Source organism: Pseudomonas gingeri (assembly GCF_013386115.1).
Classification (GTDB): Bacteria; Pseudomonadota; Gammaproteobacteria; order Pseudomonadales; family Pseudomonadaceae; genus Aquipseudomonas; species Aquipseudomonas gingeri.
On the sequence record NZ_JACAOR010000016.1, the window covers coordinates 58,501 to 73,030 of the forward strand.

Consider the following 14,530-nt stretch of genomic DNA (forward strand, 5'->3'; position numbering starts at 1 on the left):
TTCAAGGCCCTCCGAAACAGATCAGTCGGTCGGCGGCCTGCACGGCATCGTGCAATTGCCCCAGCCCGGAGAGCTCCCAGGGGCCGCCCAGGTTCACCGCCGCGCGTTGGTAGCGTTGGGCTTCTTCACTGTTGAGTACGCCACGTCGCAGCGCCGCGGCGATGCAGACCACACCGTCGAGCTGGTGCTCACTGACGAAGGCAGCCCAGTCTTGCGGCAGGTCCTGTTCGTCCTGGGGGGTGACCACATTGCTCGACGCGCTGTGCACGCCATCCTGGTAAAAGAACAGCCGCACAATCTCATGTCCACCAGCGAGCACTGCCTGGGCGAACAGCAGGGCGCGGCGGGAGGAGGGCGCGTGGGGCGCGGAAAACAGCGCAATGGCAAACTTCATGGGGGACTCTGTCAGCAAATCTGCCGTCATGATAAGGCCAGAAACGCCAGGAAGCTAAATCGCCGACAACAAAAAGCCCGCCGAAGCGGGCTTTTTGTCTGAGCGGTGCGATCAGTCGTCGCGACCCATGATGCCGAAGATCTGCAACAGGCTGATAAACAGGTTGTAGATCGATACATACAGGCTGATGGTCGCCATGATGTAGTTGCGCTCGCCGCCATGGATGATGGCGCTGGTCTGGAACAGGATGCAGACCGAGGAGAACAGCACGAAACCGGCGCTGATCGCCAGCTGCAAGCCGCTGATGTTGAAGAAGATGCTGGCCAGCATTGCGCCCAGCAGGACGAAGAAACCGGCGGTGATGAAGCCGCTGAGGAAGCTCATGTCCTTGCGGGTGATCAGCACATAGGCCGACAGGCCGCCGAAGACCAGGGCGGTCATGGCGAATGCCGAGCTGACCACTTCAGCGCCGCCCTGCATGCCCAGGTAGCGGTTGAGGATAGGGCCGAGCAGGAAGCCCATGAAACCGGTCAGGGCGAAGGCGGACACCAGGCCCCAGGCCGAGTCGCGCAGCTTGTTGGTGAGGAAGAACAGTCCGTAGAAGCCGATCAGCACGACGAAGATGTTCGGGTAGCCGACACGCATCTGCTGGGCGACGAAAGCCATCACGCCACTGAAGGCCAGGGTGAGGGCCAGAAGGCTGTAAGTGTTGCGCAGGACGCGGCTAACCTCTAGCTGCTCAGCCTGCACGCTGTTGTTAACGGCGTAATCCTGTTCGCGCATGGCGAAACTCCTTCGGGTTTGAAATGTTCAGTCGCAAAGATCATAACAGAGGCTCTGTAACAAGCTATCACGAGAGTTTGACAGTGTGTTTCATTACGGTATTATGGCGCCCGCAATGCATAGGAGGTGTGGCCGAGTGGTTTAAGGCAGCAGTCTTGAAAACTGCCGACTGTAACAGGTCCCAGAGTTCGAATCTCTGCGCCTCCGCCATACTACACACCACAAAGCCCCGATAATTCGGGGCTTTGTCGTTTCTGGCGCAGGCATTGTCCAATCAGCAGGTAACGCACGCGTTAGGCAGCCGGGGTACCGCCTCGTCATTCAGTCCGGACCCGTTCCTGCTTCTTCCTGGCAGCCGCCTCCGCGGCAAGGCACTCAAGGGCAAACTGCTCGGTGTAGGTCATCTGAATGGGGGTAGTTTCGCCCTTGACGGTTCTTTCGCCATCGAGGATGTATCGGATGCGCTTGTCGGTCACTCCGATGCGTTTGGCAATCCATGACGGTGTTTGTCCGATACGCGAAATCAGCTTGTCGGCATATTCGGTGGAAGGGTTGTAGCGCTCTGCGTTGGGTGTCATGTGACGTCCGGGTAAAAGTGGGGCTGCGATGCCTGGGTAGGTGCGACACGGTGCACCAATTATCCGATGATGTCGCGACCTTGATGAGGCGCCAAATGCCTTGTGTCTGCGCACCACGGGCAACCCGCACGGAAAAACCTGCCTTTCTCCGAACGTCCCCCATGAAGGCGGGACGGGAATGAGCACCCATCAGCAGGGGCGGAGTCGCGTCGTTTAACGCACGACTTCCTTGAGATAGAGCTTGCGGGCAGCGAATGCGGTCGGCGTGAAGTCTGTAAATACGCCGTCGACCCCGGCTCGGAAAAAGGCCAGGTATTCCGCCGTTGGGTCGCCCTTGTAGGCACCTGCCAGGTATTTCGCTTCGTTGCGGAAGGTGAATATATGGACGAACAGATTGGCCTTGTGAGCATCGCTGATCAGGTTGGTCGGTTTGAGGGTGTCGGCCTTGTCCAGGCCGGCGTCGGACGATGCCCCCCCGGCGACGGTGAGGGCCATTGCCTGTGGCTTCCACGGACCGATACCGTCGGCGTAGGTCCTGACCTCGGCCAAGCCTGCCGGCGTCAGCATCGCCCCGAAGGAGCGTGGGTCGCCTGCTACGGTCCAGCTGTAGGGGCGGCCGCTGACGAACGTGTTGGGTTTGTCCGTGATGAAAATGGTTTCGCCCGTCTTGAAGTTGACGCCGTTTCCATCGACCAGTTGAACTGCCCTGGATTTCAGGCCGATGGAGCGCAGGTATTTCAGGCTGGCCGGGTCAAAGCTTTGCACAAAGACCGGGGCTTCCTTGCGATTGAGATCGTTGTCGTCGAGGGCTTTGAGGATCGCCTTCTCGAACGGACGGCTGCCCGGTGCGCCGCAACCATTGGCAATGGCCTGGGCGTTGTTCCAGATCGGATTTTTACTTTCCGGATAGACCGTAATGACACGACCCGTCGCTGCGCTTTCAGCCTTTGCAATATCGATCACGTCCTGAAAACTCAAGATCGGCAACTTGCCGTTCAATTCGCCTGGGCGCTGGTCGCGGGCATCGTACGTGGTGCCGCCGATCCACTGCCGCAGTTCGGCCATGGTGAAATCGCTGATTGACCAGTCGTTGGTATGGTCTTCGCCATCAACGACCAAGGATTTCAGGACTGATTTCGGATCCTTGGGATCGGTCAGGTCATTCAGGTAGCGGGATGGGCCATTTTCTGCCGTGGCAGGGTAGCTGACGTTGACCAGCACACCTGGAACCGTGCGCTTGCGGCGGGCAACTTCGGCGTTTGTCCTGGCGACTTCGCTGATGTTGGTGTTGTCGCTCAACCACGGATTGTGTCGAGCCACCAGGACGCAGTCCCGGGTCATGTGCAGGTCCAGTTCGAGCGAATCTGCGCCCGCCTCGGCGGCCTTCTCGTAGGAGGCTCGCGTTTCTTCCGGATACAGGCCTGGCAGGCCACGATGCCCGATGATCAGCGGTGCTGCACCGTCAAGGGTCTTGAACGAAGCCGCGGCGGTTGATCCGGTGCCGGGCGAGTTCCCGTTCGTACTGTTACAGGCACTCATCAACAGGCTGCATCCAACAACGATAAAGCGGGCAAGACACTTTGTGGCAAGGGGCAGGCCTGGGTGAGTATGCATGTGCAGTCCTTCAAGAGGGCAAGAGCGGTGATCTCCAACGGTACTGCAGGCGCGTGACGAAATCATGGCGGGACCGGTATGACCGGTGAGGTCTTCGTTACCTGGGATTCATCGGGGGAGGCGTTGCGGGCCTGGATAAAGTACATCGCAGTTGCCGAGCGTTACCGACTGGAAAAAACGACACCAACCGCGTCGGAGCAGGGCCGGTCAGGCGCAGCGACCGAAGATTGCCTTCGGCCGTCGCGCCAGGGGTGGGCAGGGCCCGCCCTGGATCAGTAGATTTCCAGCTGGAACGGCGTGTCCGCGACGGCGTTGCCGGTGCTCAGCAGGTCCGCGGTCTTCGGCCGTTTCAGGATCTTGTCGCGGGTCTGCACTTGCACCTCGATGCTGCTGTCTTCAATGGCCGAGTTGTCGGCGTTGAGGGGCAGTTTGAAGGTGGCCGTGGCTTCCAGGTGCGTCTGGCAGTTCATGCACCCTTCGACGTGCCAGCGACTGAGCACCGGTTGGGTCCCCAGGTACTCGCGCTTGCCATCGACTTCGGCGTAGGCCGAGATCAGGAACGAACCACGGATTTTCGCCCGGTTGATACGGCTGACCCGCAGCGTCTTGCCGGCGGGTTGCACGGCCTCGGCCTTGAACAGCAACTGCTTGGCGGGCTGGGCGTAGGCATCCAGGGAACCCTTGCCATAGACGTAGCCCAGTTGCTTCTCGATATTGATGCAGTCACGGGTGGTGAAGGCTTTGCCGTCAGCCTTGACGAAGGGATCCAGGGAGGTGTCCAGGCCCAATATGGCGTCTGGATCCCGGCCCGCGTCGCCCGCCGGAGGTTGCGCGTCTTTGTAGCCGGCTCCGGGATCCGTGGGATCGATGCTGAACTCATCGGTGGCCCCTTGCCGACGCTGCCAGGTCCAGAACACGTAGTCGATAAAGCAGTGATGGAAGAAGAACACCGGGTCCAGGCCGGCGGTTTCGTTCTCGCCCATATCGCCGTTGGCTCCAGGAATCGCCGAGCTGTCGCCTGCGCCCGGATAGTCGAAACCGCCGACCGCGAGGTGCATGAAGTTGTGTGGCTCCTCCAGTGACACATGGTGGGGCCCCGTCGGGTCTGCCTTGTTCTTCGCGCCTGCCGAAGTCGTGTTGGAGAACAGGGTGTAGTCAGGGGCATCGAGGCAGCTTTCGAAGCGACTGAATACTTCGCCGCGCCACTTGCCACCGATCTTGATCTTGCCACTCAGCCAGGTGCTGACGTTTTCATTGAGGTAGGTGGTGTTTTTCTTCGGGTCCTTGAACTGGGCGTTGTGCAATGCGGTGGCCGCGCGGTCCGCGTCGGTGCCTACCAGCCCGGACAGCGGATAGCGCACGGTCTCGTAGCCTTCGGGCTTGCTGTAGATGATGGGGTTGTCCGGTGTCACCGGGAGCTCATCGGTGATGGCCTGCGGAAACACGAAGGAGCGCAGCGGGTTGTCGATCTTCTGCCCGTTGATCACGAAGGATTCCTGGGTCAGGGCCGAAGGAAGACCGTTTTCCCGCGAATGCTCGCTGCATTCATCCCAGAACGGCAGGGTGACGTTGCTACATCCGGGAATACTGCGCAATGCCTCTTCCAGGCGCCAGAGATAGGCGCGGTGCCAGCTCGGGAAGAGCACCGTGCCGTGCTGGCAGTAGCCGCCCCACCATTTGGCGTCGGTCTTGCCTTTGCCACGGAACGGCTCGCCATGCAGGCCGCCGATGGAGAAGAAGGAGTTGGGGTGGCTGGCGGGAAGATCCTTGATGCCTTTCCAGGCAAGGATCAGGGCTTCAAGTTCATCTTTCTTGTCGTGGTCATAGTCGTACTGGATATCACTGAGAGAACGGCGTACACGCGGGGTGGATGACATGGTGACCTCCTTGTTGCCGGGTATCCCGAAAAACTTCGGGGGACTACTGCCTGATGCAGCATATCCGGGATCTGGCAACGTGCCAGTATGGGCGCCAAACGGTCATGGATAGGTTAGATTGACGGGTCCAAGGCACGCGGATTTCCCGCATGCACGGTCAGTGTGTGCTGATAATCAACGTGGGCAGGAGTTGCGCCAGTGGTCAATGTGACGGATAAGGAGTTCAACGCAGCGTTGCCGGTCATGCAAAAGCTGCTATGGGCCGATCAGAAAGACAGGGAGCGGTTGCAGGGGCATGCGCTCAATATCATTCCCGCCAATTTCTACTCCAACACGCCTTCGATTTCCGAGACGCTGGGTTCCTACGAATACAGTGAGCCGGATCCTCCGTATCTGGCCTGTGGGATATTCGATCAGCAGAAGCTGCGCATGGAGCTCGCCGAACTGGTTCCCTATGCGGTCGATTTTTCCCCTGTAGAAGCCGGGAACGAGGAGACGTGCACCGCGTACTTCTGGAAAAACAGCCAGTTTTCCTACAGTGATGCCATGTCTTATTACGCTTACGTCAGGCGTATCCGGCCCCGGCGCATCGTGGAAATCGGCAGCGGGTTTTCATCATTGATTGCCCTCGAGGCGCTGCGGAAAAATGGCGCGGGCACGCTGAGTTGCATCGAGCCCTTTCCGAGGTCTTTCATCGCCTCGCTTGGCCGTGAAGGGGCACTCGACTTGCAGGTGCAACGTGCCCAGGACATCACCATAGAGGCATTGAACGCCACTCTGGAAGATGGCGATATCCTGTTTATCGACTCCACGCATACGGTAAAGACCGGCAGTGATTGCCTGCACATCTACCTTCGGCTGCTGCCCCGAATCACCCGGAAAATATTCGTGCATGTTCACGATGTCTTTCTTCCATTCGGCCTGCCGCAGCGATGGCTGATCGATCACCAGATCTATTGGACGGAGCAATATCTTCTCCTGGCGCTGTTGATTGATAACCCGCGGGCCAGGTTGTTGTTTGGCAGTGCCTACCACAAGCATTTCAACGCCGATCTGTTGGACAGCCTCATGCACGGTCGCTATGAAAGTGGCGGTGGCAGTTTCTGGTTCGAATACGATGGGCGCCAATAGAATCATCAAACGCTCTGCCCGCAAGCCACCGGAGTCTTGAATACGTCCGGCGGCAACAGACAGCACATATCTGCAATTCCTGTCGTCCAGCGACGGGGATAGTGACGCAGGTCCCCGGCATTCCCGCCAGCGGCCCGCTACTTCCCTTCCTGCGACTGCAAGCACAACAGGAGTTGTTCATGAGCACGTTCGTGACACGCGATGGCACCGAGATCTATTACAAGGACTGGGGCTCCGGCAAACCGGTAGTGTTCAGCCACGGCTGGCCGCTGGATGCCGACATGTGGGAATACCAGATGGAGTACCTGAGCAGCCGCGGTTATCGCACCATTGCCTTCGACCGGCGCGGTTTCGGTCGCTCCAGCCAGCCCTGGGACGGCTATGACTACGACACCTTTGCCGATGACCTGGCCGGGCTGATCGAGCACCTCGATCTTGAAGCGGTCACGCTGGTGGGGTTCTCCATGGGCGGCGGCGATGTCAGTCGCTACATCGCCCGCCACGGCAGCCGCCGGGTTGCCGGCCTGGTATTGCTAGGGGCGGTGACCCCGTTGTTCATCCAGACCGACGACCATCCGCAGGGCGTGCCGAAAGCCGTGTTCGATGGCATCAGGGCCGGCCTGCTCAAGGATCGTGCGCAGTTCATCGCCGATTTCGCCAGCCCGTTCTATGGCACCAACCACGGCCAGGTGGTTTCCCAGGGTGTGTTGACCCAGACCCTGAATATCGCCCTGATGGCTTCGCTCAAGGGCACCGTGGATTGCGTGACCGCGTTCTCGGAAACCGACTTTCGCGCGGACATGGCCAGGATCGATGTGCCGACCCTGGTGATCCATGGCGACGATGACCAGATCGTGCCATTCGAGGCCACCGGCAAGCTGGCCGCCGCGATGATTCCGGGCGCGCGGCTCAAGGTCTACGCCGGCGCCCCCCACGGTTTCGCCGCGACCCATGGGCAGGCGCTGAACGAGGACCTGCTGGCCTTCCTCGCGGGCTGATCCACCGCGACACGGCGGGTGACCATCGTCAACCTGGCCAGGGTCGCGGCTGATGCCCGGGGCCAGCGGTGGTCCCCGGGCGTCGACGGCCAGAACGGAGCGAAGATCCGCCAGTGTGTGGTAGTGGGGTGGCCCCTCGCGGTTGCCGGTTTGCTCCATCGTTCTGCAAGGCCGCCAAGTGCGGTGGTCAGCAAACGCGGAGAACACACCTACATGCCTACATCCACTGACAGCGAAGTTTCCCTTGAACCTCCCGAGGAGACGGGGGCGTACTTCGAATGGTTGATCGACACGCTGCTCATTGAGTTTGATGACGCCGACATCGAGCCGATTTGCGTGGCCAGCGGTATCGACGAACCTGTGCTGCACCAGGTCTATCCCCAGGCACGGCAGCCCCCGGCATTTTTGCTCGATACCGTGGAGCGTTTCCGGCTGGACCGGGAGATCAGGCGCTTTATCGAGCATCCCGAAGACGAGACACCGGCAAAAGATGCCGACGTACAACGCTATCTGCAACAAGTGGGGCTGCAACTGATCTGGCCCACGTCACGGGTCTTGCAGCTGTTCGAAGCAGGAACCGCCAACCGGGTCGAGTACCCGCGGGACAGCGCCGAGAACTTGCCGCGAATCTCGGTCAGCGAGGCTCAATTGATGGCCGGCGACCTGTGGATCAGCGTGCTGAATCATCTGGATGACGAGCAGATCAGGGAGTGGCTGGGGGCCGACTACGCCTCGGCCGCAGACCGCCTGTTGGCGTTGAGGCGCAAAGCCGGCGAAGCCCTTGCCCGGCACCGGCACGAAGTGTTCGACATCTGTTATCAGTTCCGGCAGCAGTCGGGCGATCCCCAGGTGGGGCAGGTCAGAAGATTCTTTGCCGATCTGCCGACCTCCATGGTACGGGAACTGATCGCCCGGGCTGACGAGGACGAGCTTGGTCAGTTATCCACGGCACAGGTGGCCCCCCCGCGGATGCTCCGGGATGCGCAGTGGTATCGCCAGCAGTTGCGCTTGAACCGCGCGTACGAGGGGCTCTACCTGGCCTCGGCGGCTGGAGAGGACAGCGATGTGCTGGTGCTGCACACCCTGGAAACCTTGCCTTGCTGGCCCGGCTGCATGCGGATCGAGGTGCGCCAGGATAGCCCCGCGGGGACCTTGCTGGACAGCATCGGTCTTGAGCAGGCCGAGTTGCAGCGGGTGCTGGTACGGGCGGATGGGCGCTATCGGGTCTACAACGGCCGGGGCCAGACACTGGGTGAGGCGGTGGATATGGTCACGGCCTTGCGGGCGGCCCTGCCCAGGTCGGTGCGCAGGACGCTGGACATGCCGCTTGAAGCCGATGCCAGTGCATTGAGGGCCCTGCTTGTCGATCACACGCCGTTGCCCCGCGTGCAATTGCTCGCGGCGTTGGGAATGACTGCCGTATCGCCGCCGGTGGCGGTCATGCGCCGCTAGCGGTCCCGGGCTTTTGCCGGTTCGCCCGGCTGCTGCCCGGCGAGTCGTCAATGTCCGCCGGGCGTCATCCTGGTGTGGGCCTGCAGGCACTGCACCAGGGCATCGAACACCGCCTTGCAGCTCGCGCTGGCCCGCAGGTCCTCGTGCATGGTCACCCAGGTTTCCAGCTGGAAGGTGAAATGCTCGCCGAGGATCCGCACCAGGTTCGCATCGCGCTGGGCCAGGGCGCTCTGGCAGATGCCGATGCCACAACCGGCGCGGATCATTGCCAGTTGCGCCAGGTTGTTGTCGGTGCGGAGGGTGAAGGTTTTTCGCTGCCAGCTGGGGAGCCGCTTGCTCGCGGAACGCACGAAGGGTGTTTCACTGTCGAAGCCGATCAGCGCGTGTCGGGCGAGATCCGCCGGGAGGTGGGGTGTGCCTTGCCGTTGCAGATACTCGCGATGGGCATAGAACCCCAGTTCCACCTCACCGACCCTGCGGGCAATCAGGGCGTCCTGGCGCGGCGTGGTCATGCGCACGGCAATGTCGGCTTCCCGCTGGAGGAGGTCGAGAACCCGGTCCGTAGCCAGCAGTTCGATCCTCAGTTGCGGATGGACCTGCCGCAGGTGGGCGAGCATCGCCGGTAGCACCTCCACCGCGATCACTTCGCTGGCCGAGATCCGCACCGTGCCGTTGACCTGCGCACCCTGGGCCGTGGCCGCGCGTTCCAGGGCGGCGGCGGTATCGCGCATCGACTCGGCGTAGCCACGCAGGCCCAGGGCTGTTTCGGTCGGCAGCAGGCCGGTTTGCGAGCGGATGAACAGCGGCTGCCTGAACGAGGCCTCAAGCGCGGCGATATGCCTGCCGGCGGTGGGTTGGGTAATGCCCAGCGCCCGTGCCGCGCCCGAGAGCGAGCCCTCTGTCAGCACGGCCAGAAAAGTACGGTAGAGCTCCCAACCTATCGATTTGTCCATGCATAAATGTATGGCTGATCGCTTCTCTTGTGCAATTTATTTGATGAAGGATCGGGCCCAGACTTTGCTCACCACGACTTTTCCGGAGAGCGGACATGGCAATGAACAACAAGGTACTGGTCCTCGGGGCCAGCGGCGGTATCGGCGGTGAAGTGGCACGGCAGCTGCGCGACGGTGGTTGGCAGGTGGTGGCGTTGCAGCGTGGGCTGGCCCTCGAGTGCGAGCAGCGCGATGGCATGACCTGGCTGCGTGGCGATGCGATGAACCGCGGGGATGTCCTGCGCGCTGCCCAGGGCTGCAGTGTGATCGTCCATGGCGTCAACCCGCCGGGCTATCGCAACTGGGCGACACTGGTGCTGCCGATGATCGACAACAGCATCGCCGCGGCACGGGCCGAAGGCGCTACCGTGGTGTTGCCCGGCACGGTCTACAACTATGGTCCGGATGCCTTTCCCGTCCTGGATGAGGAGTCCCCCCAGCGGCCATTGACCCGCAAGGGCCTGATCCGTGTCGAACTCGAGGCGCGGCTGCGGGCCGCCACCGACGACGGCGTACGGGTGATCGTGGTGCGAGCGGGCGACTTTTTCGGACCCCGGGCCGGCAACACCTGGTTTTCCCAGGGCCTGATCAAGCGGGGAAGGGCGGTCAGGGTCGTTCATCTGCCGGGGGCGACGGGTGTTGGTCATCAATGGGCCTACCTGCCGGATGTGGCCCGGACCATGGTCGAGTTGCTGGCCCGGCGGGAGCGGCTGGCCCCCTTCGCGACCTTTCAGTTCGCCGGCCATTGGGATGCCGATGGCACCCAGATGGCCGAGGCGATCCGGCGGGTGGTCGAGCGCACGGGTGGGGCGGTGAAGCGACGGGCATTTCCCTGGTGGCTGGTGCGCCTGGCCGCGCCCGTGGTGCCGACCTTCCGCGAGCTGCTGGAAATGCGCTACCTGTGGCAGCAACCGGTGCGCATGGGCAACGCCAGGCTGCTGGCGGTGCTGGGCAAGGAGCCGCACACGCCGCTGGACCAGGCGGTGGTCGCGACACTGGTGGGCCAGGGTTGTCTCTAGCCCGCGGGGCTCAACGCTTGTGGATCTTGATGTCATGCACGCCCAGTGCCCGGGCGACCTCCTCCAACCGGGTGTCGTCGGTAAAGAGCGCACCGTGATGGGCGCAGATCAGGATCAGCGCATGCTTGCCGGACAGCTTGTGCACGCAGGCTTTCAACTGGGCGGACAGGCGCTGCCGATGCAGCCGGTAGCTGACATTGAAGGTGTTCACCGGCTTCATCACGGGCTGTCGAACCACACGGGAGTCAGGGGCTTCTGCCAGTGTCCGGACATGACCAGCATGCCCAGCAGCTTCAAGGTATTGGCGTAGTAGTCATTGCTCGACAGCGACTGTTGCTGGAGGTCATCCCATATACCGTTCAACCAGGCCTGGTTGTCGCCACTGATCATCGCGCTGACGCCCAGTGCGGCGATGAGGGCAGGGCTGTTGCTGCCTTCGTCGGCCAGGGGCTTGCCGTCGAGCAGGTAGCCGTCGTGAAAGGCCTTCGGGCGGTTGGTGGTGCTGTTCCGGGCCCAGCGGTTGAACGGTACGAGTGCGCGGAAGGCCCGTTGATCGCCGTACAGCAGGTAGTCCAGGCCGACCCGCCAGGGATAACGGGCCGCGTTCCAGGAATAGTCACCGTCGTGCGCGCCCTCGAGCAGTTCGCCGCGGGCGGGAGACGGCGACTGGTTGAGACGGCTGATAAAGTCCGGCATCAGGCCGGTGTCCTTCGCATGATTGCGTAGGATGCTCTTGATAATGAAGTAGGTTCTGTCGCGCACGCTCAGCCAGCGGCGGTCCTGGGTCGCGAGAAAAAAGGCATACAGATGCGAGGTCATGAAATCGGAGGAACGGGTGCTGAACTCGATCTGCGGGTTGTCGTCGGCGCCGACCCAGTCGCCGAGCAGCAGGTGGCTGGCATGGGGATGCACCTCGTGTTCGAGGACGGCCTTTATCACCGTTTTCGCTTCGCCCAGGTAGTCGATCTGGCCCTTGCTGCCCCAGGTCTTGTCGGCCAGCAACAGGGCGTAGGCGATGTCCAGGTCACCGTCGGTGGCACTGTTTTCCCCGCCGAACGGGGCGCCGGCATTGCCGCAGCCATGGACCTGGTTCCAGGCCATCAGGCCGCGATCCGATCTGGCCGGATGATCCTGGAAGTAGCGGAACATGCCGTCGAAAACGGTTTTCGCCTGGGGATCGGCGCCGGCCATCATCACGCTGATCAGCATCCCGTAGCCATGCGCTTCGGAGACCGTCAGGGTCCCGGGCGCGGTACCGCCACCCACGGGTTTGCCGTCGGCGCCGACCTTGACCAGGTAACGACCGGTTCCGCAGGCCTGGGTCAGGTAGGTGGTTTTCCAGTCGTTGTAGAAGGCGATCAGTTGCCGGTCCAGCTCTGCTCTGGGCAGATGGTCGGGCTGGATCGTGCCCGGAAAGTAGCTCGCGGCGGCAAAGGCGGGCCGCGCCGGGGTATCGGCGCCCAGGGCGGCGGTAGCCAGGCAGGCCGCCATCAACAGGACGAACAGTTGCAGGGTAAGGCGATGCACGAAATGACTCTCCAGCCTGATCCGGTGCGGATGACATCCGCTGGCGCTATTGCAGATGGGCGGCAGCGTAATGTTCGGCTCGCCAGGCTGCTGTAACGGGCTGTAACCAGCGTTTCCGCTTTTAATGAGGCTGCGGTAAAGTGGCCTGATATCAGGGACAGGATTCGTCCTTCTGTGGTCTTTGGGATATTTTGAAAAAACGCATGGAGCGCGGCTTCAGATACTCTGATTTGGCGGCAATGGAGGCCGCGGCATATGTTCAAAGCCAGAAGAAATATATGGATTTTATTGTTTGTCTATATTTTCGGTGTCAGTGGTTATATCTATTATCTGCACTCCCAGGCCCGGGATATTCTGACGCAGAGTATCAATGACAAACTTCTCCATGCCGCGTTGGGTGCGTCGGCTATTCTCGGGGATCGTTATCATGACCATTTGATCGACAAAAATTCAAAGTCGGAAGCGGACGACTTGAACGCCATCCAGCGTCTTTCCAGATTCAATGAGTCAATGGGCACGGCGTTTATCTATACAGTGGTGAAACAGGCAGGTGCCGCTTATCTGGTCAGTTCCAGCGCCTCGGCTCAGGAGATTCAGGACAAGAACTTCGTGCGTTTCTTCGATCCTTACCCTGATGCCAGCCAGGCGCTGCTTGATAGTTTTGACCGGACCGAACCTACCTGGATCGACTACTCTGATCGATGGGGGGACTTTCGCGCTGTTTTCATTCCGCTGAAATCCCAGGATGGAAGCTCTTATATCGCTGGCGCGGAGATAAGGCTGGCCGACTATTATCAGCAGCTTGGCCAAGAGTCGCTTTATCATATTGTTCTGGCCATTTTGGTCCTTGTTGCCTTTAGCCTTTTATTCGTGGTCGATTCCTTGCGTATGCGTGCTCATTTGCGTCAATTGCAGATAAACGAGGCCTTGAACAAGGCCAAGAGTGCTGCTGAGCATGCTGATCGCTCCAAGACCAAATTCCTCGCCTCCATGAGCCATGAGATTCGTACACCCATGTATGGCGTCATCGGTGCGACCGACCTTCTGGCCGGGACTTCGCTGAGTCCGGAGCAAAGGGAACTGCTGAGCACGATTCAGATCAGTGGCAAAGCCCTGTTATCCCTGATCAACGATATTCTTGATCTGGCAAAGATCGAGTCGGGAAAGCCGGATCTCAAGCCCCGTGTGTTCGACCTGCGAGAACTGGTTACATCCAGTGCTGAACTGGTCCGGCAAAATATCCAGGACAAACCGATTGAGCTTGAGGCCAGTGTTTCAAGCAATGTTCCCTTGTGGGTCAAAACCGATGCTGATCGCCTGCGTCAGATATTGATCAACCTGTTGGGCAATGCGGTGAAATTTACCGAAACAGGAAAGATCTCGCTTACGATCAGTGCCAATGGCAGTGACTCTGACCCTCGGCTCGACTTTTCAATACGTGATACCGGTATCGGCATCTCCAAGGAGCAGCAGGTCAGTCTATTCAGGCCCTTCACCCAGTTCAACGGCCCGGTTGACCAACGCTTTACCGGGAGCGGCCTTGGCCTGTCCATTTGCAAGAGCCTGATCGAAGCTCAAAATGGCGTGCTGTCCTTCAGCAGTCTGTTCGGGGTCGGTTCGATTTTCTCCTTCTCACTTCCCATCGAGCCCTTCCCTGTCTCTGAGATACCCGTTGCCAAGGACCATCCCGCCTTGGTTTTTGACGCATCTTTCGCGCGTGATTACCCACTCGATATTCTGTTGGTTGAGAATCATCTGCTGAACCAGAAGGTGGCCATGGCGATGCTGCAAACCTTGGGCTATGAGCCTGATCTGGCGTCCGATGGCTTTGAGGCACTCGACCACTGTATGACTTCGACCCCGGATGTGATCTTGATGGATATCAATATGCCCGGTATGGATGGGCTCGAAGCCATCCGTAGAATTCGTGAGTTGCCCGCGGGTGATACCTGCTACATCGTGGCTTTCACCGCGAGCGCTTTTTCGAATGAGATCGAGCGTTTCAGACGCGCGGGTGCCAACGATATTCTGACCAAGCCGGCGAACTTCCTGGGCTTCGCCGAGGTGCTTCAGCGTTCAGCGGATTACCGGCACCAGCTTCAGGGCCGTGTTTCCGTGATTGAGTGATCGATAGTCGGGATCACGATGTGAGTATTTTTTTATTT

The 14,530-nt window shown here is 60.5% G+C and carries 13 protein-coding genes and 1 tRNA gene; 6 read left to right on the forward strand and 8 right to left on the reverse strand.

The window, feature by feature from the left end; all coding sequences use genetic code 11:
• Position 1: 1 nt before the first annotated feature.
• Positions 2 to 394, reverse strand: a complete 393-nt coding sequence (gene tusD / locus HX881_RS30470; protein ID WP_017123865.1) for a sulfurtransferase complex subunit TusD — start codon at positions 392 to 394, stop codon at positions 2 to 4.
• 111 nt (positions 395 to 505) lie between these two features.
• Positions 506 to 1,177, reverse strand: coding sequence for a Bax inhibitor-1/YccA family protein (locus tag HX881_RS30475; protein WP_177066249.1), 672 nt, complete (start codon positions 1,175 to 1,177; stop codon positions 506 to 508).
• Between the two features lie 122 nt (positions 1,178 to 1,299).
• Here HX881_RS30475 and HX881_RS30480 point away from each other — a divergent pair.
• Positions 1,300 to 1,387 (forward strand) — tRNA-Ser (locus tag HX881_RS30480).
• A gap of 107 nt (positions 1,388 to 1,494) precedes the next feature.
• Here HX881_RS30480 and HX881_RS30485 read toward each other — a convergent pair.
• From HX881_RS30485 to HX881_RS30495, 3 genes are all read right to left on the reverse strand, one after another.
• On the reverse strand, positions 1,495 to 1,755 hold the full coding sequence (locus HX881_RS30485) for a hypothetical protein (protein ID WP_177088272.1): 261 nt from the start codon (positions 1,753 to 1,755) through the stop codon (positions 1,495 to 1,497).
• Positions 1,756 to 1,968: 213 nt separating this feature from the next.
• Positions 1,969 to 3,369 carry a glycerophosphodiester phosphodiesterase family protein gene (locus HX881_RS30490; protein WP_177088274.1) on the reverse strand — a complete coding sequence of 467 codons (1,401 nt, stop codon included), beginning with the start codon at positions 3,367 to 3,369 and terminating at the stop codon, positions 1,969 to 1,971.
• A gap of 272 nt (positions 3,370 to 3,641) precedes the next feature.
• A complete protein-coding gene (locus HX881_RS30495) occupies positions 3,642 to 5,246 on the reverse strand; it encodes a tyrosinase family protein (protein WP_177088276.1) in 1,605 nt (534 codons plus the stop codon).
• Positions 5,247 to 5,444: 198 nt separating this feature from the next.
• Between HX881_RS30495 and HX881_RS33080 the strand changes: the two genes are divergently transcribed.
• The 3 genes from HX881_RS33080 to HX881_RS30510 all read left to right on the forward strand — a co-directional run bounded on the left by HX881_RS33080 (position 5,445) and on the right by HX881_RS30510 (position 8,827).
• On the forward strand, positions 5,445 to 6,377 hold the full coding sequence (locus tag HX881_RS33080) for a class I SAM-dependent methyltransferase (protein WP_177088278.1): 933 nt from the start codon (positions 5,445 to 5,447) through the stop codon (positions 6,375 to 6,377).
• 179 nt (positions 6,378 to 6,556) lie between these two features.
• Entirely contained in the window at positions 6,557 to 7,375 is an 819-nt protein-coding gene (locus HX881_RS30505) for an alpha/beta fold hydrolase (RefSeq protein WP_177088280.1), read from the forward strand.
• 213 nt (positions 7,376 to 7,588) lie between these two features.
• A complete protein-coding gene (locus tag HX881_RS30510) occupies positions 7,589 to 8,827 on the forward strand; it encodes a hypothetical protein (protein ID WP_177088282.1) in 1,239 nt (412 codons plus the stop codon).
• Between the two features lie 47 nt (positions 8,828 to 8,874).
• On the opposite strand, the gene HX881_RS30515 is transcribed toward HX881_RS30510, so the two are convergent.
• Complete coding sequence (locus HX881_RS30515) at positions 8,875 to 9,780, reverse strand: LysR family transcriptional regulator (protein ID WP_177088285.1); 906 nt, start codon at positions 9,778 to 9,780, stop codon at positions 8,875 to 8,877.
• A gap of 95 nt (positions 9,781 to 9,875) precedes the next feature.
• On the opposite strand from HX881_RS30515, the gene HX881_RS30520 reads away from it, so the two are divergent.
• Positions 9,876 to 10,838 carry an NAD-dependent epimerase/dehydratase family protein gene (locus tag HX881_RS30520; RefSeq protein ID WP_177088287.1) on the forward strand — a complete coding sequence of 321 codons (963 nt, stop codon included), beginning with the start codon at positions 9,876 to 9,878 and terminating at the stop codon, positions 10,836 to 10,838.
• A 10-nt stretch (positions 10,839 to 10,848) separates the two neighbouring features.
• Here the strand turns inward: HX881_RS30520 and HX881_RS30525 are convergent, their stop codons facing one another.
• Together HX881_RS30525 and HX881_RS30530 are read right to left on the reverse strand one after the other, a co-directional pair.
• Positions 10,849 to 11,058, reverse strand: coding sequence for a hypothetical protein (locus HX881_RS30525; protein WP_017123882.1), 210 nt, complete (start codon positions 11,056 to 11,058; stop codon positions 10,849 to 10,851).
• Positions 11,058 to 12,365 carry a family 8 glycosyl hydrolase gene (locus tag HX881_RS30530; RefSeq protein WP_343054871.1) on the reverse strand — a complete coding sequence of 436 codons (1,308 nt, stop codon included), beginning with the start codon at positions 12,363 to 12,365 and terminating at the stop codon, positions 11,058 to 11,060. Before HX881_RS30530 ends, HX881_RS30525 begins: the two co-directional genes overlap by 1 nt.
• 255 nt (positions 12,366 to 12,620) lie before the next feature.
• Between HX881_RS30530 and HX881_RS30535 the strand changes: the two genes are divergently transcribed.
• Positions 12,621 to 14,492 (forward strand): ATP-binding protein, encoded by a 1,872-nt coding sequence (locus HX881_RS30535; protein ID WP_177062697.1) that lies wholly within the window; start codon positions 12,621 to 12,623, stop codon positions 14,490 to 14,492.
• Positions 14,493 to 14,530: the final 38 nt, after the last annotated feature.

Coding starts and splice junctions, on each gene's coding strand:
- HX881_RS30520 (WP_177088287.1), top strand. CDS start 9,876: ATGGCAATGAACAACAAGGTACTGGTCCTCGGGGCCAGCGGCGGTATC.
- HX881_RS30495 (WP_177088276.1), bottom strand. CDS start 5,246: ATGTCATCCACCCCGCGTGTACGCCGTTCTCTCAGTGATATCCAGTAC.
- HX881_RS30475 (WP_177066249.1), bottom strand. CDS start 1,177: ATGCGCGAACAGGATTACGCCGTTAACAACAGCGTGCAGGCTGAGCAG.
- HX881_RS30525 (WP_017123882.1), bottom strand. CDS start 11,058: ATGAAGCCGGTGAACACCTTCAATGTCAGCTACCGGCTGCATCGGCAG.
- HX881_RS30485 (WP_177088272.1), bottom strand. CDS start 1,755: ATGACACCCAACGCAGAGCGCTACAACCCTTCCACCGAATATGCCGAC.
- HX881_RS30490 (WP_177088274.1), bottom strand. CDS start 3,369: ATGCATACTCACCCAGGCCTGCCCCTTGCCACAAAGTGTCTTGCCCGC.
- tusD (WP_017123865.1), bottom strand. CDS start 394: ATGAAGTTTGCCATTGCGCTGTTTTCCGCGCCCCACGCGCCCTCCTCC.
- HX881_RS30515 (WP_177088285.1), bottom strand. CDS start 9,780: ATGGACAAATCGATAGGTTGGGAGCTCTACCGTACTTTTCTGGCCGTG.
- HX881_RS30505 (WP_177088280.1), top strand. CDS start 6,557: ATGAGCACGTTCGTGACACGCGATGGCACCGAGATCTATTACAAGGAC.
- HX881_RS30510 (WP_177088282.1), top strand. CDS start 7,589: ATGCCTACATCCACTGACAGCGAAGTTTCCCTTGAACCTCCCGAGGAG.
- HX881_RS30535 (WP_177062697.1), top strand. CDS start 12,621: ATGTTCAAAGCCAGAAGAAATATATGGATTTTATTGTTTGTCTATATT.